The organism is Simonsiella muelleri ATCC 29453, from assembly GCF_002951835.1.
Classification (GTDB): Bacteria; Pseudomonadota; Gammaproteobacteria; order Burkholderiales; family Neisseriaceae; genus Simonsiella; species Simonsiella muelleri.
Genome location: NZ_CP019448.1, coordinates 1869697 through 1889776 on the forward strand (window position 1 = coordinate 1869697; position 20080 = coordinate 1889776).

Consider the following 20080-nt stretch of genomic DNA (forward strand, 5'->3'; position numbering starts at 1 on the left):
ACATTGGTTACAATGGACATTCCCATGCAAGAAAATTTAAATTCATCAAAAAAATACGATGACAACGCCCCATTTTACCGCCAACCAATTTTTTGGATGTTAATGAGTGGACCGATTATTGTGATTATTGCGGCGTTTGCCAGCTTTGGATTAGCAAAAAGCCATGCGCAAGATATGGTTACAGATGATTATTACAAAGATGGTAAGCATATTAATTTGCAATTGGATCGCGATCAACACGCGATTGACCGTGATATTTCCGCGCAAATCATGTTCAATCCCGAAAATACCGCCGCCAAAGTGTTCATTAATGGAAAATTTGAGCCCAAAGATGGGGTAAATTTGTTGTTGATGCACCCATCTCGTCAAACTGAAGACAGAAAAATTGTATTGCAAGCACTTGGTGAGCATGAGTTCAATGCCACATTTGATGCCTTGCCAAAAGCCGTGCATTGGTATGTACGGCTGGAAGATGGTAAAGGCGTGTGGCGCATTGAGCAAAAGTGGCTGCCCAGTCAAGGTAATGCTTTGATGATAAAAGCCAGTCTGCCGACAAACAGCAGTGCATTAGCTCCCACGCCTTAAGCATTGTTTTTTGAATTGTTCACACATTATTTATCAAGCAAATTGCATAAATTTGATTTAAATCAATATTTGTTTTTTTAAATAAACTATAATCGCAATCTATAAATTTTAAGCCGTAGCATGCTATGCGATTAAAGTTTCCTCTTGATGTGTGTGTGTTTGGGTGTGGATTTGTTCCACACCTTTTTTTTATCGTGAATTAGAATGGACATTGACAACACTGTACTAATTTGAATTTAAAGCACTATAATTAAAATTTGACATGATAAAGCTCAAAGGCTATTTTCAAGAAAATACAATTTATCATTAGCGCCTTTGCTATAATTCACACCAATTCCATTTTTCAAAATATTATTCTTATGAAACTGTTCCAACGTATTTTTGCCACATTTTGCATGGTGATTATTTGTGCCATTTTTGTGGCGAGTTTTTCGTTTTGGGTGGTGCAAAACCAACTGGCGGAAAATCAATCCAAACATCAACGTGAGTTAGAAATTAATCTGTTACATGATGTGGTCAATTCGCTGACTTCGGGCGGTGAATTGTCGGTACGCAATCGCTTGGAACAAAAAGACCCCATTACACAAAATATTTTTGTGATTGCAGGCGATGCCAAACAAGATATTCTCAATCGGCGAATTGATAATGAAGAAATTGAACATGCTTATGATTTTGCATTAAAAAACCCTAATTCAAAGCTAGCATCTATCCGTTATGACCCATTTGGCGAAGAATATTTGTTTTTTATCCGCCATTTTGACCGCACCAAAATAGAACGTATGCCCAGCCCCTTGTTGATTCCAGGGTTGCCACTTGCGCCGATTTGGCATGAATTTATTATTTTAACTTCGTTGATTTTTATCGGTTTATTATTAGCATATTTGTTGGCCAGCAACATCACGCAGCCCATTCGCATTTTGGAAAATGGCATCAATCGTTTGGCGGCGGGCGAATTAGATGCGCGGGTGTCGCAACAATTGGACGATCGCAAAGATGAATTAGCCAATTTAGGCATTCAATTTGACCGCATGGCAGAACAATTGCAAAAATTGGTAGAAAAAGAACGCCATTTGTTGCACCACGTTTCGCATGAAATGCGTTCGCCATTGGCACGAATTCAAGCGATTGTCGGCTTATTGCAGGCACGCCCCGATAAACAAACCGAATACATTTCGCGTTTGGAGTCCGAATTAACACGCATGGATAATTTAGTGGGTGAATTGCTGACGTTGTCGCGTTTGGAAACAGCTAATATCCCCATGGAAAAAGAAAATTTACAAATTGTGCCATTCTTAAAACAAATTGTAGAAGACAGCCAAACCGTTGCTGAAAAGAAAAAACACACCATTTCGTTAGAAGTAAAAAATATTGACAAAAATGCCCGACTGGAAGCCAACGAAAGCTATTTATATCGCGCTTTTGATAACGTGATTCGTAACGCCATGAATTACAGCCCCGAAGGCAGCACGATTAAAGTGAAAATGTACGAAGACCGCAAAAACTTGCACATTGAAATCGTGGATAACGGCAATGGCATCAAAGAAGAACAGTTGCCACACATTTTTACCGCATTTTATCGCGCCGACAGCAGCGCAAATACAACAGGAACAGGCTTGGGTTTGGCATTAACCAAACACATTATTGAACAACACAACGGCAAAATCATCGCGCAAAATATTCAACCCAATGGATTGAAAATGCACTTTATTTTGCCACACACCACCAAACCCGAAAAACCAGCACGCCCCAAAACCAAAAACCCAAAATTAGACAATACACCAAACAAAAAATCTTAGAGCATATGTTCGTCAATATTCAGGCTGCCTGAAAATCATTTGCAGGCAGCCTGAAAGATTTTTTTGTTAAAATACCCCCATCATTTTTTAAATAGAAATGTGAATATGACTGCTTATCAAGTTCTTGCGCGTAAATGGCGACCCAAAACATTTGCCGATTTAGTCGGACAACAACACGTTGTTAAAGCATTACAAAATGCGTTAGATAAAGGGCGTTTGCATCATGCGTATTTATTGACGGGAACACGTGGCGTTGGCAAAACCACCATCGCCCGCATTCTCGCCAAAAGTCTCAATTGCGAAAACGCACAACACGGCGAACCTTGTGGCGTGTGTCAATCGTGCCGCGATATTGATGCTGGACGATTTGTGGATTTACTGGAAATTGACGCCGCGTCCAACACGGGCATTGATAATATTCGTGAAGTACTGGAAAACGCTCAATACGCGCCAACAGTCGGAAAATACAAGGTTTATATTATTGACGAAGTGCATATGCTGTCCAAATCCGCGTTCAATGCCATGCTCAAAACACTGGAAGAACCACCCGAACACGTCAAATTTATTCTCGCCACCACCGACCCACATAAAGTACCCATTACGGTATTAAGTCGTTGTTTGCAATTTGTTTTGCGCAATTTGACACCACAGCAAGTTACCGCGCATCTCACTCACGTCCTGAAAACCGAACAGATTGTGTATGAACCCAATGCATTGGCGTTATTGGGATATGCGGCGCAAGGTTCTATGCGCGATGCGTTGAGTTTGCTTGACCAAGCGATTGCGATGGGTTCAGGCAGCGTGCAAGAGCGTGACGTGCGAGAGATGATTGGCGCAGTAGATAAACGCTATCTTTATGAATTATTAACTTTTTTAATGGAACAAGATGGCGAAAATCTCATCAAAAAAGCGCAAGAAATGGCAAGTAATGCAATCGGATTTGATGGTGTATTGAATGATTTGGCAATGTTGTTGCAACGTTTAGCGTTAATTAAAACCGTGCCAACCGCCATCTCCACCGATGACCCAGAATACGAATATTTGTTGCAATTGGCGAATTATTTTAGTGATGAACAAATTCAGTTGTATTATCAATGTGCGATTCACGGAAAACAAGATTTGTCGCTTGCACCAGATGAATACGCGGGTTTTGTGATGACGTTGTTGCGAATGTTGGCATTTGCACCGTTTACCGCCAAAAATACGCCCATCAACAGCAAAATTGAAGGCACACAACTGCATTCTCATGAAGAAAATTCATTTGTAACAAAGCCCACGCTGCCTGAAAAATACGAAAAATCAACGGCCGAATTTTCAGGCAGCCTGAAAACCCACACGCCAACCATCAGAGAATTTCAACCCCAAGAGTTACCGCCACCTCATCCTGCCGAAATAAAACGCGAATTCATTAAACCCACTGATTCTCATCAAGAAAAAATCGTTGATGATGCAGATACGCCACCTTGGAGCGATGATGTTTTCAGCCAGCCTAAAACGAAATTGCCACCACAATTGAGCCCTCTTGAAGAAATAAATCATGTTAAATATCATGATGATATTCCGTTTGAGCAGCTATCTACTACGCCGCCCACAAATGAATTAAATGAATTAACCGAAATCAATACCCAATCAAACGAACCACCACAACCGCCTCATCATGCACCCATGCCCGAATTAAAGCGTGAAAATTGGTTGGAAATTGTGGCGAGAATCGGACATCAAGTGGCGGCAGCACAAATGATTTTGCATCATTTGGCTTGGGTGAATTATGCTGATGGCGTACTGGAACTGGCTTTGATGCAAGATAAAACGCGTGGCACAGTCAAAAAAGAATATTTTGACCGCATCGCGTCGACCTTGTCAGCGAATTACAACACGCCCATCAAGGTGCAAACACAAAATTGGCAAGATGGCATGAACTGGGAAACACCAGCCATGTACCGCGACCGCATCGCCCAAGACAAACATGAACGCGCCAAACAAGCTTTATTAAATGATGCTGTGGTGCAACAATTAATGTCGGCATTAGATGCGCAATTGATAGAAAAAGAGATTGAATTAAAAGAGTAAAAAAATTTTTCAGGCTGCCTGAATAATCAAGGTAGCCTGAATATTTTAGGACAACAAACCGTGTTGAATTAATTTCTTGCGTAATGTATTGCGATTTAAACCCAACATAAGTGCTGCTTTACATTGATTGCCATCGCATTCTTGCATAATGCGTTGTAAAAGTGGTTTTTCTACTTGAAACAACACCATATCATATACACCGCAAGCGGTTTGACCGTCTAAATCTTGAAAATATTGATTCAGATTTTGTGTGATGCATTCGGCAATATCAGGAACAGTTTGCATGATAATAATAAATAAAATAACTTGGACACGTATTTTAGCTTTTTTCAGGCAACCTGAAAAGGACTCACGCCCCACAAACTCAATTAACCAATTACGGTGTGGTTAATTAAAATACTACTTGCCCGCTCCCTTATGCACTGGATGTACACAGCGGTCGCCTTATCCTATTTTTATTTTAAAAAACCAAAAAAACAGCTAGTTACAAAAATATGTAAATAGCTGTTGATAATCAATATCCGTCTTTTGTCGCCATCACAAGCTTCCCTGTATTCGTAAAAATTTTCAATAAAATCAAGTTATCAATCTTATGAACACAGGTTCTAAGTTTTTTCAAAGGTTACAGGCTACTAATTAATGAATAGATTAATTTTTCACAAATAAATAACCCAAACCACGCACCGTTTGAATTAACGATGGATCGCCCAGTTTGTGGCGAATGCTGGAAATATGCACATCAATGCTGCGGTCAAATTTGGCTAATTTGCGGTCAAGTGCTTCTAATGACAAGGTTTCTTTGCTGACTACTTGTCCAGCGTGGCGCATCAAGGCTTCCAATAAATTAAATTCGGTGCTGGTCAATTCCAACGGTGTATCGCCGATAGACGCTTGGCGTTTGGCGGGATACAACGTTACATTGCTCACTGACAAGCTGTTGGCAGCATTGTTGCTATCGCCGTTGTTGTGTTGGGCGCGGCGCAAAATAGCATTGATACGCGCCAATAATTCACGTGGTTGGCAAGGTTTGGGGACGTAGTCATCTGCGCCCATTTCCAAGCCAATGATGCGGTCAATGTCATCGCCTTTGGCAGTTAGCATAATGATGGGGATTTTGCTTTGGGCGCGGACAGTTTTCAGCACGTCCAAACCACCCATTTTCGGCATCATCGAATCCAAAATCACCACATCATATGAATTGCCACTGTGCAAAATTTCTTTTACACCGCTTTCGCCATCGGGCATACGGTTCACTTCTAGCCCTTCAGCGGTTAAATATTCGGCAAGCAATTCGGTTAAGGTATCGTCATCATCTACAAGTAATACGCGACTCATATTCTTTCCTTTATATTAAATTTATTTTTAAGGCAGCCTGAAAAATTTGTTAAATCAAATTACTGGGCTATCTTAACAGTTCTGTCTTTACATTTGTAGTGGGTAATGGGCTGTTTTTGCGCGTTTTTGCACTTGCGAATTTGTCTTTACAATTTAATTATTTGAATCTAATTGATTATTTTGTTTTTTTTAATCTTCGGTTCACTGGGTAAGGCTTCGGCACAAATGGGGGCTTTTTTCGGGTCGGCGTGGCGATAAGCTTCGCATTCTTCGGTAAATTGTTGACGCAAACCCGTGTAATACGGCGACAACATGATTTCATTACCATAAACGTGCATTTGGTGCGGATAATAACGGTAGGTTTGGTGTAACCAGTGTTTGGCTTCTGCTACTTTGCCTTGTCTGTACAGGATTAAGCCGTTTTTGTAGGCGTGGGCATAGGGACGAAAACCAATGGATTTTTGCGCCAAATTTGCCCACTGCGGCAATGTTTCGCTATTGATTTGGGTGTAATTAATTAACGTGATGTCAGCGTAATGCGCGAGCATCGGTTCGGTGCGGCTGGTGTGCAATAATTGCATGATTTCTTGTGTGCGTTCAGAAGTGGTGTTGTTTTTCTTATTGGCGGCGACTAATTCATTGTATGCAAAACCCAAACGCGTTATCCCAAAAATCATCGCCAACGCCAGCAAAGCCACGCTTATTGCCCATTTATTATTGGATAAACGGTTTTTCAGGCTGCCTGAAACAAATTCGGACACATTGGGTAAACCCGTTGTCATCAACATCGGAAACAACGCAAATACCGTCAAAAAATAAATATACCAAAGCGGATATTCCAAAAAACTATGTGTTAGCGACACCGTCATCAATGCCAATAACAACAAATTCGGTGCGTTACGCATTTTCAGGCAGCCTGAAATCACCCATGCCAATCCACCCAATATCAACAAAGTTCCCACCAAACCCATCTCCGCCAACAGATTCAAAAATGAATTGTGGCTGTGTGTGAACAATACATTTGGGTCGTATAAACGAAAGGCTTTAGGATAAATATGCTCGTCCAACAAAAAACTTTGCACAGGATAACTGCCCCAACCGTAGCCCCACACAGGTGCGGTTTGGAATACCGCCCATGCTTTTTTCCATTCGTAACTGCGTCCACTGCCTTCGTGTGAATGTTCACCTAGTCGGGCTATGCCGTTGTCCAAATGCGTGGGGGCATCGCTGAATATTTGCAAAATCGGTTCAAGCGCAAATTGGAACACAATCACGCCAGCCGCCGCCAACACCAAACCCATTACCACCCGATTCGCTGATTTTCCCGCCAACACGCGCCAAATTGGCAACAAAATCGCCATCGCCAAAACATACGCAATCAAAGCGCGAGACGTGATAATCCCCGTTGTTGCTGTCAAATACACAATAATTGGCACAAATAACCACACCGCCATGCGTTTCACGCCCCACAAATAGCCAGCCGACAAAATCCCCCACATCATAAAATGCCCAAGATGGTTGTATTGTCCGAGTTGACCTTCCACTATATTCGGACGATACATCAGGTAGCCTGAAAACGCCGCCGCTTTGCCCGAATATTGCAGCCACGCCACCACACCTTGCAAACACGCACCCAGTACCAATACCCACGCCAATATCGATACCACGCGTTCTTGTCCCACACGCAACACCCAACCCCGACACGCCCACCCCACTAGGGCATACACCACAAACGTCCATGCCACCATATCACTCAAGCCGATATATGGTAACTTCATGATACGTGCTTGCATCGCCCAAAAAATCGCCAGCACAATGAAATAAATGCTGGCAGGCGGACAATTTTGTTTCAGGCTGCCTGAAAACCCAGACGCGTTGCCCCAAAACATCACCACACTCATCAACACAAAAATCAATGCAAATAACAGCGAACCAGCTTCCAAATAAAAGCTACTGAGCATACCTACGCGCCAAATGGAAAAAAATGGGATTAAAATCAACGCAAACCCCACCCAAAGTGGCAACACATTCCACGAAAACAAACGATTATTCACAATCAAATCACTTTAAAAATAAAATTAATCCAATTATTAGAAATTTTTTTCAGGCTGCCTGAAAAAGATGGGCAGCCTGAAAAAATCTTCATACGTGCGCGGTAAATACATCGCTGAAAAATGCGTTTTCAGGCAGCCGAGTTTGTGCGACCAACATTTGACGACTGCTGTGAATCATGTCAGGCGAGCCACACGCATACACTTCATGCCCAGATAAATCTGCATAATCGCGTAACACATACTCCGTGATATAACCTGTTGCACCCGACCAATCTGCGTCAGGGCGCGATAAAACGGGGGTGTATTTTGCGTTGGGCAATGCCGCCAACAATTGTCGCAACGCTGTTTCATCGTACAAACCAGCTGCCACACGCGTGCCGTGATAAACATGAACCACACGTTCAGGCTGCGTGTCTGCCAATTGCATCAAAATAGATTTGATGGGTGCAAAACCCGTTCCTGTTGCCAATAAAATTAAGGGTTTGTCCGCTGATTCATCATTCAAATAAAACGAACCCAATGGCCCACGCAAACGCATAATCGCGCCACTTTTCAGGCTGCCTGAAAATAATTGTGGCGAAAACAAACCGCCTTCACGCAAACGCACATGAAATTCCAAAGTAGCCTTTTGGCTGGGTGCATTGGCAATCGAATAGCTGCGCGAACCGTCTTTGAGCAAAATTTCCATGTATTGCCCTGCATAAAATTGGAATGGCGGTGATTTAGGTAAAGCCACTGTCAAAACAGCAACATCACCACGAATATCCACATTAGCGACTCGCGCAGGCAATGTACGAATCGCAATGGCTTTTGCGCCCGCGTAGGAGGGCATATCCACGGTTACATCGCCATCGGCTTGCGAGCAACACAGCAAGATTTTGCCTGCTGCGATTTCATCTTGATTTAACACATAATCGTCATATTCGCCGCTTTGCACCACGCTGCCTGAAACCAAAGTCGCCACACAACTGCCACATACGCCACTTTGACAAGAGTGTGGCAAATTGATGCCATGGCGAATGGCGGCAGATAAGATGGTTTCATTTTCTTGAGAGGAAAATTGGGTTTGGCTGGGGGATACGATAATTTGGGACATGATGAAATAGTAGATAGTAAAAGAAAGAAAGAAAGCGATTTTAACAAATTTCAGGCAGCCTGAAAAAAATTGTCTTGAGATGGGAAAAGCATGGCGTATCGCCGCCATACCCACTCTGTGTGCGCTCTCTATATTGTTTGGCAAGATTTCCATTTTCAGGCTGCCTGATTTTAGAACCCGTTTTCCTAAGATTGATAACTTGATTTTCAAACTATTAAGATTACGAACAGCAGGTTCTTAATAATCGCGCCACCAAAATTCATATTCAGATGAATACGTTTGCAAAAATGCGGATAATTTATCTAATTGTGCGTTTGGATTGTCAATCTGATTGAATTGTTTGCGAAAATCTGCGCTATGAGGCACACGCGCTAAATACCAGCCGATGTGTTTACGCGCAATCCGTACACCACCGACATCGCCATAAAAATCGTGCATTGCTGCCAAATGCGCCAAAATCACATCACAGGCAGCCTGAAAGCGCATTTTTTCAGGTAATTCATGATGTTGTAAAAAGTATTGAATATCCGCAAACAACCAAGGTTGTCCTTGTGCGCCACGCCCAATCATGATGCCATCTGCGCCTGTTTGTTGCAAAACTTGGACAGCTTTTTGCGGTGAAGTGATGTCGCCATTTGCCCAAATTGGTAAATTAACGGATTGTTTTATTTCAGCAATTAAATCATATTGCGCTTCACCATTATACATTTGCGTGCGTGTACGTCCGTGAATGGCAAGCGCGGCAATGCCTGCTTGTTCTGCTATTTTTGCGATTGTGGAAATATTTTTGTGTTCATCGTTCCAGCCCAAGCGTGTTTTCAGTGTAACGGGAATCGGTACGGCTTTTACCACTGTGTTTAAAATTTCTTCCACCAATGGCTCATTTTGCAGCAATGCGCTGCCAGCCAGAAACCTTTGCAAAACCCCAAAAAATCCGCTAAATTTCTGTTACCAAGAATTTAGAGGATTTTTCCATGTCCAGCTTTTTCTATCACACCGCCCAAACCCTACTTAACCAATACACAGACCGTTTCCCATTACTTAAAATTACCCAACTTCTGGATTGGCAAGCCATTGAACAAACGCTCGCCAACCATAAAGTAAACTATGTATGCAATAACGGCGGTCGTCCTGCCTATCCGTTACTACCGATGTTCCGCGCCATTTTGCTCGGACAATGGCACAGTTTGTCTGACCCAGAATTGGAACGCAGTTTGGTTACGCGTTTAGATTTCATCATTTTTTGCCAATTTCCAGATGAAATGAATCTACCCGACCACAGCACACTCAACCGCTTTCGTAATTGGTTGATTAAAGAAGGTTTGGCAGACGAACTTTATCAACAAATCAACCAACAACTGGCCCACAATCAACTCAAAGTAGAAAAAGCGCAAACGGCGATTGTGGACGCGACCATTATTCAAACTGCAGGTGGAAAACTTAAAAAATCCATTGAAATCAATGAGAACGAAGAAGTGATCCAAACCCCCGCCAGTAAAGACAAAGACGCAAGATGGACAATCAAAAGCAAGCATTGGTATTTGGGCTACAAACTTCATGCACGTACCGATGAAGAGGGGTTTCACGTTACGCTAGCGAATGCATCTGATGTGAACAATTTAGAAACCGTGTTGGACAAGGTTGAACAGGGTGTCAAAGTGTACGCGGATAAAGGTTACGACAGTCAATCCAATCGCGAATTTTTGGATAAAAATCAATTAGTAGACGGTATTATGCGTAAAGCACATCGCAAGAAACCTTTGATGCGTGAAGATATTGAGCGCAATAAGGAGTTGGCGAAAATCCGTTATCGTGTAGAACAGAGTTTTGCCATTTTGCATCGCATATTTAGATGTAAGCGTGCGAGTTATTTTGGGCTAGAAAAGGTCAAAGGGCAAATGGGTTTGAAAGTGATTTGTTTGAATTTGCTCAAAGCGGCAAACAAGTTAAGGCTTGTTGCGCCGATTGCTGCCTGAAAGGGCATAAGGCAGCCTGAAAATGGGCTGTTATAGTGAGATTGGTGTGATTATTTTGCTTGATTTTGTTGTGTTTGTGTTGAAATAGTGAAAACCTCAAAACAAATGAATTGTTTTGGGGTTTTGCAAAGGTTTCAGCCAATACATTACACACTTTTTTTGCGGGGCAACCCATATTAATATCAATAACTTGTGCGCCATTTTCATAATTCAATTGTGCGGCTTTTGCCAATTCGTGGGGATTGCTGCCTGCGATTTGCACGGCAATCACGCCCGATTCGCCAGTATGATTACGCCGTTGTAATGATTTGCGCGTTTGTTGCAAAGTTGGGTCGCTGGAGAGCATTTCACTGACTGTCCAATCTGCACCGAATTGTTTAGCAATTTGACGAAACGGGTTGTCGGTGATGCCTGCCATAGGTGCAAGTGCAATCAGGTTTTTCTGTTTGAATACATCAAGTTTGTTGTTTTTTATAGACATTTTAATCTTTTTTGAATACTATTTTTAGCGATTTAGAGCGATAAAAAAACATATTTATCCGTTTGTGTTGTACCATATTTGTACCATTTTTAACAACAAAAGGCATGGTACAAATTGGGTACAATTCAGAAACGACAAAATCCTTCTGGTGAAACAGTTTATCGGGCGATAATCCGTATAAATCGCGCTGGTTATCCAAACTTTAGCGAGAGCCGAACATTTAGCAAACGTTCCCTTGCTAGTGCGTGGATAAAAAAGCGTGAAGCAGAAATTGAACTTAATCCCGATATTTTGCTAGACAAAAAAAGCAAGAAACAAATTATACCAACACTCCGAGAAGCTGTAGAGCGTTATATCAATGAGAGTGAAGGGCAATTTGGGCGTACTAAACCGTCTACTATGCGATTTTTGGCTAGTTTTGAAATTGGGGGGATACGGCTTAATCGGTTGAAGCGAGCAGATTATACTGAATTTGCCTTATTGCGCCGTCGTGGTTCGCCCGAGCGGAATTTGCCGACCGTCAAAGGTTCTACGGTGGACAATGATTTGCAGTATATCCGCTCGCTGCTGAAACACGCGCATTTTATGTGGGGCTTGGATGTGAGTTGGAACGAGTTGGATATGGCAATGGAAGGACTTCGCCGTAGCCGCTTGATTGATAAAGGCGAAGAACGTATGCGATTGCCTAGTCGTGATGAATTATTGGCATTGACACGCTATTTTTGGCAGCAAAAACAACGTTATCCTAGTCAAACTAAATTTCCTATGTATTTGATTATTTGGTTTGCTATTTATTCTTGTCGGCGCGAAGGTGAAATTACACGTTTGTTATGGTCCGACTTTGACGAAGATAATCGGGTGTGGTTGGTGCGTGATATGAAACATCCGCGTGGCAGCAAAGGTAATCACGCTGCTTTCTTGGTCAAAGATAATACGATGCAACTTATTAATTGCTTGAGAGAAAGCGAAATGCGGACCTATTTGCGTAAACATGGTTTTTCGCCTGATTATCTGATTGGTGGCGATGGTAAGAGTGTGGGTGCTGCCTTTACCAATGCTTGCAAGATTTTGGGTATCAAAGATTTAAGATTTCATGATTTGCGACACGAAGGCGCGACAAGGCTGGCTGAAGATGGTTTAACTGTGCCACAAATGCAGCAAATTACATTGCACCAAAACTGGAAAACTTTGCAGCGATATGTCAATATGGCTGCCATTCCGCGAAAAGATAGATTGGATTTTGATGAAGCAATGGAGTATGCACAACAAGAGTAATTTCAGGCAGCCTGAACATATCGGGCTGCCTGAAATGCTTATTCATTGACTTTTTTCCATTCATCTTCTGCATCTTGAGCGCAGTTGTCTAGCCATTTTGCTAAATCTGTTATTCGCACGATGAATTTGGATTTGTTGCTATTTTTATCTGCTTTAAATACAGGAAATGGTAATTCTTGTGAATTTGCTTTTTGGTAGGCTGTTTTGGGATTAATATGGGGCAGGTAGTCCTGTAAGACTTTGTCTAGCAAAACATATGGGCTATTGTAGCGCATGGTTAAGATAAATGCGGTTGTTGGTTTGTCGTCAAGATATTGGTGTTTCATGGTGTTTCCTTTGGTGGTGCTTTAAACTGTTTCATTGTTTTACCTTTAGAATTTGTCGTGCATTTGCTTAAAAATGGCTTTGGCGTTGGCAATCAGCGCAACGCAAGAAACACCTAATACAACGCCCATCAGCAGCATTGCACCAATTAGTTGAGATACGGAAATTTGAAATGTGATAATTTGATCCATTTGGTTTTACTCCAATTCAGGCTGCCTGAATAAAAAAAATATTGAAAAAATGCCCGTCTGTCCGAGCTGTCAAACGTCTTTCCGCTTTGTCGCTTCGTGGGTTACAATCACGGTTCCTTACCTCCGTTCAACCCACAAATTGGAATTTAAGCAATGATTGAACACACAAAATTTAATGATAGTTTCTATACTTTCCCATATAAGCCACGTTATGAAAAAGGGGCTTATGACAGTTATGGTGGTATAGACTTATACTCAGAGCCACATAGAATTGATGAAATCCCTGAAATTCAACCTTATCCACAACTGAAAAAAGCTATTTATCATCTCAACACCCAAACTTCTTTTATGTCTTTAGGTATCGCGTTGTGGGAGGCGGAAAATGCTGCTTTTGGTTACATTCAAATTACAGGGCAACAGCCAGAAATGGGATTAAGTCCTAATTTTCTGTTGCTTGATGAGTGTTTTGCTGATTGGGTTGCAAGCAATCATCAGGAACTTCAGGAAATGCTTCAGGCATATCGGTGGGAATGGGCTGATGTTCGTGTGTCAGGTCAAAGCGTGCCATCACGGATGTTAAGCATTCACTGCTCTGGTCGTGATGTAAATGATTTGGTTCATGGTTTGACATGGATTTGTGCATTTTTCAATTCCGTTCAATTTTCTATTGATTGAGAAACGCCCTTTTCAGGCTGCCTGTGCTGCCAAAAATCCCAAAACAAACGCTTGCCACATCATGCGGTCGTTTGGTGAGATGTGATAGCCAAATTCATCTAAAGGTTGATTTGTTCGGAAAAGTTCAGATAAAGCGGTAAGCTCTCGTTTAAATGCTTCTGCTAATTCGGGATAATCTGCCATTTTGTAGCGATAAGTGGCGATTTCTGTTTTTGCCATATTCAGCAATGCTTCAGTACTGCTGGCAGGGATTTGCATAAATTTATTACGCAGGTGTTTACGCAAATCCGCGTGTGGAATGGCTTTTAAAATGGCGTTTAATTGGGTTTTAAAGTCGGTTTGGGGCATGGTGTAGTATTCCTGTTTGGATTAAACAGGGTACATTATCCGTTTTCAGATTATTTTTGTCAATCCGAAAACGGATAATTTTGGCAAAAAAACAATGCCGATTTTATGGCATTGATTTGAATTAAAATTATTTAAAGATTTTTACGAGATATAACTTGTATTTACGCCATTAAAAGTCAATTTGTTTTTCAAAAACAACACCTTTAATCATACTTTTGTCTTTTAGTTCAATTAATGGCTCTGTCCAATTAGGATTAAGGGCGTGAAGAAACATTTTTCCATTTTCAATATATAACTTCCTGAAAACTAATTCTGTTTCATTACCAATTTGAGCAATCACAAGGCTGCCATTGATAATTTCACGCTCTGGGTCTACTAAAATAATATCGCCATCTTCAAACGATTCTTTGTGTCCGTAACGAACCATTGTGATACCTTTTACACGCAGCGCAAATGTTTTGCTGCTATGTTCTCGCGTAGTACTGCGCCATTCTTTTATGTCCTTGATATTAATATCCATATTTTGCCAATCTTTGATACTTGTCCACTCAATGACTGGTATTCTACCATGTAAATTTATTACAGGTTCAACATTTGAGTGTGCTGTTGATGTTAAATCTTTCGTTCTCAAATCAGCAACTTCTATGCCAAAGTATTCAGCATAAGGTTTTAAAGTATCTTCTCGTGGGTCTCTACTTTCTCCATTCACGATGCGAAATAAAGAGGGCTGATTGGCTTTGGCTGCATTAGCTAGTGATGTCACATTTAAACCATGTTTATTCATCAAGTAAATCAAATTTTTGCCTGCAATACTCAATTTTGGTGCGTTCATGAAGCATTATCTCCGAATTATCAAAGCAAGAATGAAGCAGCAATGATACGACAACGGATTGCAATAATCATTAAATAATCCGTTTTGGGATTTACAAAAATCCTAAAACGGATTATTATGTTTTGAGTTTTTATTTTGGAAGGAATTTTATGAAAACAACACAAGAGCTATTGCTTGAGTTGCTTAAACACGGCAAAAGTCAGCATGAAATTAGCCGTCAAACAAAAGTAGGACAAGCAACCATTAGTAGAATTGCAAATGGACATATTCAATCCCCTTTTGCGCGGTGTCATGCAAAAATCCTTGATTATTATGAATTGGTTAAGGAGACATTATGAGTGAATTAATTATTGAAAGCCGTGTTATCCGTCAAGTGAATGGTTTGTATTGCTTGAATGACTTACACAAAGCAAGCGGTGCTAACCCCAATAAACGCCCAACAGATTGGCTTCGTTTATTGCAAGTTTCTGAACTTATTGATGAATTAAAGCAAGAATTTTCCAAAGTGAGAATTCCCACTTTGGAACAAAATCAAAAAGTTATTGCGACTGTAAAGGGCGGAAATAAAGCTGGTACTTATGCCTGTCGTGAGTTGGTTTTAGCGTATGCCACATGGATTAGCCCGCATTTCTTTTTGCAGGTGTTGCGTACTTTTGATGCGGTGCATTCAGGCAGCCTGAAAGCGGTGGATTTACCGCCATCTGCTCCACACTATCTGCTTTTGGATGCGCTGAAACACGCGCCATTGCGCCCACCGCGCTCGCTGGTGGAAGCGGATTTATTGGCTGAAGAAGTGCGTTTGATGGAATACCGCCTGTTTTACAGTATTCAATGGCTCGCTTATTGGCGTGATGTTCGTTTAGATGAGCGCGGTTATTTGCAGTTGCCGATGTTGCCACGCTGATTTCTTTTTCCCTGTTCCAGTTTGACCTTGCTGGATTTTTAACCTACCCGTTTCCTTGTGTTAGGGGGGTAGGCTTTTTTTTGCCTTTTTTTAGGTGATGCGATGAATAAACATATTGATTTTAAAGAGATTTCTCAAGCAGCCTTAAACTCCGCCGAAATGCTGCTTAATCAATGGCTGCCTGATGGCAAACGGCATGGACACGAATATCAAGCCCGAAATCCCACTCGTGCGGATAATCAAATCGGTTCGTTTTCCATTAATCTTAATACTGGGGCGTGGGCGGATTTTGCGACTGATGACAAAGGCGCGGATTTGATTAGCCTGTATGCCTATTTGCACGGCGTAAAGCAGGGCGAAGCAGCCAAAGAGATTGCCAAACAATTACGCATGGACACCTTGCCCCCTGCTGCGCCAAAAAAATCATTACCTAAAATGACTGATGACGGCTGGGAAACCATTGCGCCTGTCTCTAGTAATCAATTACATGGCTTACACGCCTTGCACGGCTGGAAAGAGACAAACGGTAAAACACGCTTGATGGAAAGCATTTATCGTGATGAAAATGGGAAAGTGTTGGGCATGGTGGTTCGCTTTCCAAAATCAGACGGCGGAAAAGAAGATTTGCCGCGTACTTTTGGCCTAGATAAAAAATCAGGCTTAATGGAATGGCGGTGGCGTACTTGGGACGGTATGCGCTTTATTTACGGCTTGGACGTGTTGGCGCAAAAGCCTGAAGCTCCTGTTTTGATTGTGGAAGGCGAAAAGTGCAAAAACATCACAGAAGAAAGCGGTTGGTTTAAAGATTTTGCCGTGATTTCTTGGCAGGGCGGTTGTAATGCGTGGCATAAAACCGACTGGTCTCGTGTGCAAAATCGCCGTGTGGTGTTGTTTCCCGATGCGGATGCACACCGCGAAAAGTTAAGCAATAAAGAAAAAGAAGCAGGTGTTAAAGAAACCGATAAGCCATTATTGCCCCTGCACGAACAAGGCGGAATGAAAGCCATGCTCGGCATTGAAAAAGAATTGCTGAAATATGGCAATCAAACGGCTATTGTTGCTATTCCTGAACCTGACGTGTGGACGGCTGGTTATGATATTGCTGATATGATAACCGATTTAGAACCGTTGGCAAATGCGCGTGAATTGGTAGATGAAGCATTGACTAGGGTTTCGCCCGAACCCACTTTACAGGGCGTGTCTCATAGTGTAAAAAATGCACCAAACGTGCAAACAGGGGGTGTAGGGGACGACGACAATGTTTATAATAGCTACTTTGCTGAATTGTTAGCGCATTTTGCGCTGGTGGAAGGCAAAAAGTCGGCGGTGGACAAACGCAATGGCACAACCTATTCATATTCTGCTTTAAAAGTGCGTTTTAACAAAGATGTGGTGGATAGCTGGTTTAATATGCCTGATAAACCATTGATGACACAATATGAAATCAAACGCCTAAAAGATATTGAAGAATTAAAACAACGTTCTAACGATACCGAAATTTTGGAAACGATGGAGCGTTATATCTATTTAGACGGTTCAACCAGCGTTTGGGATAAACAGTTGTGGCGCATGATTGAGCAAGGCGCAGCCAAATTAGCGATGGGCGATAGCTTTAAAATTTGGGTCAATTCGCCTAACCGAAAAGTTATTCCAATTGACAATATTGTCTTTAATCCCATGACGTTAGATTTGGGCGATGATTACATTAATTTGTTTCGTGGGCTGCCTGTAACTGCCAGCTATCCCATTCCGCGTGAAGAAATGCCGCAAAACTGGGGCGAAGTGATTAGCCTATTTCCTGAATGTATGAATATTTTTAGATTAGTCAAACATTTATGCAATAATGATTGGTTGATTACTCAATTTGTGATGAATTGGCTGGCTTATCCTTTGCAGCATTTGGGTGCGAAATTGGCTTGCTCATTGGTGTTTCATGGTGATGTGCAAGGTGCTGGCAAAAGCTGGTTATTTGATGACATCATGGGGCAAATTTACGGCGAACACGGCGGACATTACGGTCAAGAAGACTTGGAAACCATTTACACCGCGAACCGCTCGGCAAAACTGTACGGCGCGTTTGAAGAAGTATTCAACAATCAGCAAAAATACAGTAATTCAGGCAAAATCAAAAACATGGTTACACGCAAAACCCATCGGATTGAACGTAAATTTGTTGATGCGATGGACGAAGCCAACCGTATTAACTGTGTTTTTACCAGCAACGAAGCGCAACCATACAAATTAGACGAAAACGACCGCCGTGCTTGCGTGGTATCGCCACAAAAGCGATTGCCTGACGATTTGAAACAAGCATTAGAAGAAGAGATTGCGAATGGTGGTGTACAGGCGTTTTACTCTTTGTTGATGTCATTGCCGTTGATGTTGGATTACGAGTATGTGCTTGATGAAGAAACAGGTCTATACAATAAAGTGGTACACCGTGAAAAACCTATTCGCTTTCATGCAAATACAGAAGCGATTATGACGGAAGCCAAAAAGCTCGTGATTAGTTTTGGGCGTTTTACTTGGCAAACGTTTTTTTATCAGCTGCAAAATGGCGAAATTGACGGCGTGGTATTTGGTTGCTGTCGCTCTGAAGATATTTATCAGCTATATCTTTGGTGGTGCAAGAAAAATCACGAGAAAGAACATTATTCTCGTAGTAAATTTCTCAACAATATCAAAACCAAGATGTATTATGAAAAGCGTTGGACACGCTGCCCTACCAGCAACCGCCCTCAAGAGAGAAAGCAAGTGTGGATATTAATCCCGAAAGATTTGCATATCCCTGAAGGCTGCGCTGAAATGGATGTGATGGGTACGCAGGTTTTGAGCTTTGAAACGGCGGTTCGCCAGCTTGTAAACAGATTTGATGATTAAAATACGGAACATTTGGAACAAATGTTACAAACTCAAAATCGGCGCAAACCCAGTATTCATGCACCTTTGTTCCAAATGTTCCAGATGTTCCAAGTTTTTTTTTCGCGCGTGTGTACGCGCATTTTTTTTGCCTTTCTCTTTCTTACTAAACTTTCTTTTTATTTTTTTTGCATACATGCGCGTAAATATAAATGGAACATTGGTAACATTTGGAACAAGGACGCATAAATAAAGGGCTAGAGTGCATTTTGATTTTGTAACATTTGTTCCAAAAATGCGGAAATGTTCCAAAAATATTTTTCAGGCAGCCTGAAAGCAGATTTTTCTTGAAATTTTCTTTGATTTTATTGTATAATTTTAATTAATAATTAAAGCCTTACACGATAAGGCTATCAGGATTAAAGGTCATTGCTTTGGATTTTTGAGTAATGACGATTGATGATTTATTAAAAATGTGGGCGGATTGGTTGCGTTTGCCATGTACCGAAAGTTCTGTGTCATTGGGTAAACATCCATTGGCAAAGTTAATTGATGGTAATGTTGGTGGTCGACCTGTGTATTGCTCTACTATTTTGTATGGTGGTGCAGTTGATAATTCTGTAGCAGCAAAGGTTGAGATGGCTATTGCTAAATTGAGCTCAAAATATCAAGAGATTGTGCGCGTAGAATATTTGCGACAGGCGGAACAAGAGATTAAGGCGCAGTATTTTGGGATAAGTGTCAATAATTATCGTGTTAGACTGCATCGTGCAAAAATGAATTTATCTTTACTGTTAAAGGACTTGTTAAAGTGATGTTAAAAAAATCTTGAAAAAGTGTAATGTCTAACTTATCATTATGGAAAAATGAACGTAATTGTGTTAATACGAAGCCCATGCAGACAGCGTGGGCTTTTGCTTTTGGAAAATCATCATGGCAAAACTCAAAACATTATCATCTCGTTTGCCTGTAACCCCTGCATCTCGCTTGAAACCGATTGTGTCGGCGGATGGCTGGGGGCAAGGTCGTGGCGGTCGTCCTTGGCGGCGGTTGCGTGATGCGGTTTTGGCGCGTGATAACTACACTTGCCAGCATTGCAAGCGCGTTTGTCTGCCTGAAAACCTATGCGCCGACCACATTATCAACAAAGCGCGTGGCGGTGGCGATGATTTGAGCAATCTGCAAACACTTTGCACCGAGTGCCACAAAGTAAAAACGGTAAATGAGAGTAAAGGTAGGGGGTAGCAAAAGTTCAGGGGCGATTTGCGCGGACACCGCA

The 20080-nt window shown here is 41.7% G+C and carries 19 protein-coding genes and 2 pseudogenes; 11 read left to right on the forward strand and 10 right to left on the reverse strand.

Translation table 11 applies throughout. The features are described 5' to 3' along the window. Window positions 1-24: 24 nt before the first annotated feature. The 3 genes from BWP33_RS09335 to dnaX all read left to right on the forward strand — a co-directional run bounded on the left by BWP33_RS09335 (window position 25) and on the right by dnaX (window position 4451). A complete protein-coding gene (locus tag BWP33_RS09335) occupies window positions 25-585 on the forward strand; it encodes a FixH family protein (RefSeq protein WP_002641574.1) in 561 nt (186 codons plus the stop codon). A 359-nt stretch (window positions 586-944) separates the two neighbouring features. Then, entirely contained in the window at window positions 945-2381 is a 1437-nt protein-coding gene (locus BWP33_RS09340) for a sensor histidine kinase (RefSeq protein WP_002641573.1), read from the forward strand. A 105-nt stretch (window positions 2382-2486) separates the two neighbouring features. Further along, on the forward strand, window positions 2487-4451 hold the full coding sequence (gene dnaX, locus BWP33_RS09345; RefSeq protein WP_002641572.1) for a DNA polymerase III subunit gamma/tau: 1965 nt from the start codon (window positions 2487-2489) through the stop codon (window positions 4449-4451). A gap of 45 nt (window positions 4452-4496) precedes the next feature. Here the strand turns inward: dnaX and BWP33_RS09350 are convergent, their stop codons facing one another. From BWP33_RS09350 to BWP33_RS09370, 5 genes and pseudogenes are all read right to left on the reverse strand, one after another. Beyond that, a complete protein-coding gene (locus tag BWP33_RS09350; RefSeq protein ID WP_169315043.1) occupies window positions 4497-4739 on the reverse strand; it encodes a Fis family transcriptional regulator in 243 nt (80 codons plus the stop codon). Window positions 4740-5099: 360 nt separating this feature from the next. Then, complete coding sequence (locus BWP33_RS09355; RefSeq protein ID WP_002641570.1) at window positions 5100-5786, reverse strand: response regulator transcription factor; 687 nt, start codon at window positions 5784-5786, stop codon at window positions 5100-5102. A gap of 167 nt (window positions 5787-5953) precedes the next feature. Next, on the reverse strand, window positions 5954-7840 hold the full coding sequence (locus tag BWP33_RS09360) for a PglL family O-oligosaccharyltransferase (RefSeq protein ID WP_155999532.1): 1887 nt from the start codon (window positions 7838-7840) through the stop codon (window positions 5954-5956). A gap of 88 nt (window positions 7841-7928) precedes the next feature. Beyond that, window positions 7929-8936 carry a 2Fe-2S iron-sulfur cluster-binding protein gene (locus tag BWP33_RS09365; protein ID WP_040628719.1) on the reverse strand — a complete coding sequence of 336 codons (1008 nt, stop codon included), beginning with the start codon at window positions 8934-8936 and terminating at the stop codon, window positions 7929-7931. A gap of 237 nt (window positions 8937-9173) precedes the next feature. Then, window positions 9174-9842: pseudogene (locus tag BWP33_RS09370) on the reverse strand (tRNA dihydrouridine synthase); the annotation flags it as partial. Between the two features lie 68 nt (window positions 9843-9910). Between BWP33_RS09370 and BWP33_RS09375 the strand changes: the two are divergent. Next, entirely contained in the window at window positions 9911-10912 is a 1002-nt protein-coding gene (locus BWP33_RS09375) for an IS5 family transposase (protein ID WP_104930300.1), read from the forward strand. A gap of 100 nt (window positions 10913-11012) precedes the next feature. On the opposite strand, the pseudogene BWP33_RS09380 reads toward BWP33_RS09375, so the two are convergent. Next, window positions 11013-11393, reverse strand: a pseudogene (locus tag BWP33_RS09380) (tRNA-dihydrouridine synthase); the annotation flags it as partial. Window positions 11394-11507: 114 nt separating this feature from the next. Between BWP33_RS09380 and BWP33_RS09385 the strand changes: the two are divergent. Continuing rightward, complete coding sequence (locus BWP33_RS09385; RefSeq protein WP_002641564.1) at window positions 11508-12668, forward strand: tyrosine-type recombinase/integrase; 1161 nt, start codon at window positions 11508-11510, stop codon at window positions 12666-12668. A gap of 38 nt (window positions 12669-12706) precedes the next feature. On the opposite strand, the gene BWP33_RS09390 is transcribed toward BWP33_RS09385, so the two are convergent. Next, entirely contained in the window at window positions 12707-12994 is a 288-nt protein-coding gene (locus tag BWP33_RS09390) for a pyocin activator PrtN family protein (RefSeq protein ID WP_002641563.1), read from the reverse strand. A gap of 45 nt (window positions 12995-13039) precedes the next feature. Next, window positions 13040-13183 carry a hypothetical protein gene (locus tag BWP33_RS12525; RefSeq protein WP_002641562.1) on the reverse strand — a complete coding sequence of 48 codons (144 nt, stop codon included), beginning with the start codon at window positions 13181-13183 and terminating at the stop codon, window positions 13040-13042. A 153-nt stretch (window positions 13184-13336) separates the two neighbouring features. Between BWP33_RS12525 and BWP33_RS09395 the strand changes: the two genes are divergently transcribed. Beyond that, the gene (locus BWP33_RS09395; protein ID WP_002641561.1) at window positions 13337-13858 is read left to right on the forward strand and encodes a hypothetical protein; all 522 of its coding nucleotides are present in this window, start codon (window positions 13337-13339) and stop codon (window positions 13856-13858) included. A gap of 12 nt (window positions 13859-13870) precedes the next feature. On the opposite strand, the gene BWP33_RS09400 is transcribed toward BWP33_RS09395, so the two are convergent. Both BWP33_RS09400 and BWP33_RS09405 read right to left on the reverse strand, forming a co-directional pair. After that, window positions 13871-14206, reverse strand: coding sequence for a hypothetical protein (locus BWP33_RS09400; protein ID WP_002641560.1), 336 nt, complete (start codon window positions 14204-14206; stop codon window positions 13871-13873). Window positions 14207-14375: 169 nt separating this feature from the next. Then, complete coding sequence (locus BWP33_RS09405; RefSeq protein ID WP_002641559.1) at window positions 14376-15038, reverse strand: helix-turn-helix domain-containing protein; 663 nt, start codon at window positions 15036-15038, stop codon at window positions 14376-14378. 149 nt (window positions 15039-15187) lie between these two features. On the opposite strand from BWP33_RS09405, the gene BWP33_RS09410 reads away from it, so the two are divergent. The 5 genes from BWP33_RS09410 (at window position 15188) to BWP33_RS13230 (ending at window position 20046) form a co-directional block, all read left to right on the forward strand. Then, window positions 15188-15376: a helix-turn-helix domain-containing protein gene (locus BWP33_RS09410; RefSeq protein ID WP_002641558.1), complete on the forward strand. Its 189-nt coding sequence runs from the start codon at window positions 15188-15190 to the stop codon at window positions 15374-15376. Next, window positions 15373-15942 (forward strand): KilA-N domain-containing protein, encoded by a 570-nt coding sequence (locus BWP33_RS09415; protein ID WP_002641557.1) that lies wholly within the window; start codon window positions 15373-15375, stop codon window positions 15940-15942. Before BWP33_RS09410 ends, BWP33_RS09415 begins: the two co-directional genes overlap by 4 nt. A 102-nt stretch (window positions 15943-16044) precedes the next feature. Beyond that, window positions 16045-18822, forward strand: coding sequence for a DUF5906 domain-containing protein (locus BWP33_RS09420; protein ID WP_002641556.1), 2778 nt, complete (start codon window positions 16045-16047; stop codon window positions 18820-18822). A gap of 428 nt (window positions 18823-19250) precedes the next feature. Beyond that, window positions 19251-19616 (forward strand): sigma factor-like helix-turn-helix DNA-binding protein, encoded by a 366-nt coding sequence (locus BWP33_RS09425; RefSeq protein ID WP_002641555.1) that lies wholly within the window; start codon window positions 19251-19253, stop codon window positions 19614-19616. A gap of 118 nt (window positions 19617-19734) precedes the next feature. Beyond that, window positions 19735-20046, forward strand: coding sequence for an HNH endonuclease (locus BWP33_RS13230; RefSeq protein WP_002641554.1), 312 nt, complete (start codon window positions 19735-19737; stop codon window positions 20044-20046). Window positions 20047-20080 lie beyond the last annotated feature (34 nt).

What these genes read in the sequence shown, in the direction of transcription:
- BWP33_RS09335 (WP_002641574.1), top strand. Translation starts at nt 25, where the DNA reads ATGCAAGAAAATTTAAATTCATCAAAAAAATACGATGACAACGCCCCA.
- BWP33_RS09340 (WP_002641573.1), top strand. Translation starts at nt 945, where the DNA reads ATGAAACTGTTCCAACGTATTTTTGCCACATTTTGCATGGTGATTATT.
- dnaX (WP_002641572.1), top strand. Translation starts at nt 2,487, where the DNA reads ATGACTGCTTATCAAGTTCTTGCGCGTAAATGGCGACCCAAAACATTT.
- BWP33_RS09355 (WP_002641570.1), bottom strand. Translation starts at nt 5,786, where the DNA reads ATGAGTCGCGTATTACTTGTAGATGATGACGATACCTTAACCGAATTG.
- BWP33_RS09365 (WP_040628719.1), bottom strand. Translation starts at nt 8,936, where the DNA reads ATGTCCCAAATTATCGTATCCCCCAGCCAAACCCAATTTTCCTCTCAA.
- BWP33_RS09375 (WP_104930300.1), top strand. Translation starts at nt 9,911, where the DNA reads ATGTCCAGCTTTTTCTATCACACCGCCCAAACCCTACTTAACCAATAC.
- BWP33_RS09390 (WP_002641563.1), bottom strand. Translation starts at nt 12,994, where the DNA reads ATGAAACACCAATATCTTGACGACAAACCAACAACCGCATTTATCTTA.
- BWP33_RS12525 (WP_002641562.1), bottom strand. Translation starts at nt 13,183, where the DNA reads ATGGATCAAATTATCACATTTCAAATTTCCGTATCTCAACTAATTGGT.
- BWP33_RS09395 (WP_002641561.1), top strand. Translation starts at nt 13,337, where the DNA reads ATGATTGAACACACAAAATTTAATGATAGTTTCTATACTTTCCCATAT.
- BWP33_RS09400 (WP_002641560.1), bottom strand. Translation starts at nt 14,206, where the DNA reads ATGCCCCAAACCGACTTTAAAACCCAATTAAACGCCATTTTAAAAGCC.
- BWP33_RS09405 (WP_002641559.1), bottom strand. Translation starts at nt 15,038, where the DNA reads ATGAACGCACCAAAATTGAGTATTGCAGGCAAAAATTTGATTTACTTG.
- BWP33_RS09410 (WP_002641558.1), top strand. Translation starts at nt 15,188, where the DNA reads ATGAAAACAACACAAGAGCTATTGCTTGAGTTGCTTAAACACGGCAAA.
- BWP33_RS09415 (WP_002641557.1), top strand. Translation starts at nt 15,373, where the DNA reads ATGAGTGAATTAATTATTGAAAGCCGTGTTATCCGTCAAGTGAATGGT.
- BWP33_RS09420 (WP_002641556.1), top strand. Translation starts at nt 16,045, where the DNA reads ATGAATAAACATATTGATTTTAAAGAGATTTCTCAAGCAGCCTTAAAC.
- BWP33_RS09425 (WP_002641555.1), top strand. Translation starts at nt 19,251, where the DNA reads ATGACGATTGATGATTTATTAAAAATGTGGGCGGATTGGTTGCGTTTG.
- BWP33_RS13230 (WP_002641554.1), top strand. Translation starts at nt 19,735, where the DNA reads ATGGCAAAACTCAAAACATTATCATCTCGTTTGCCTGTAACCCCTGCA.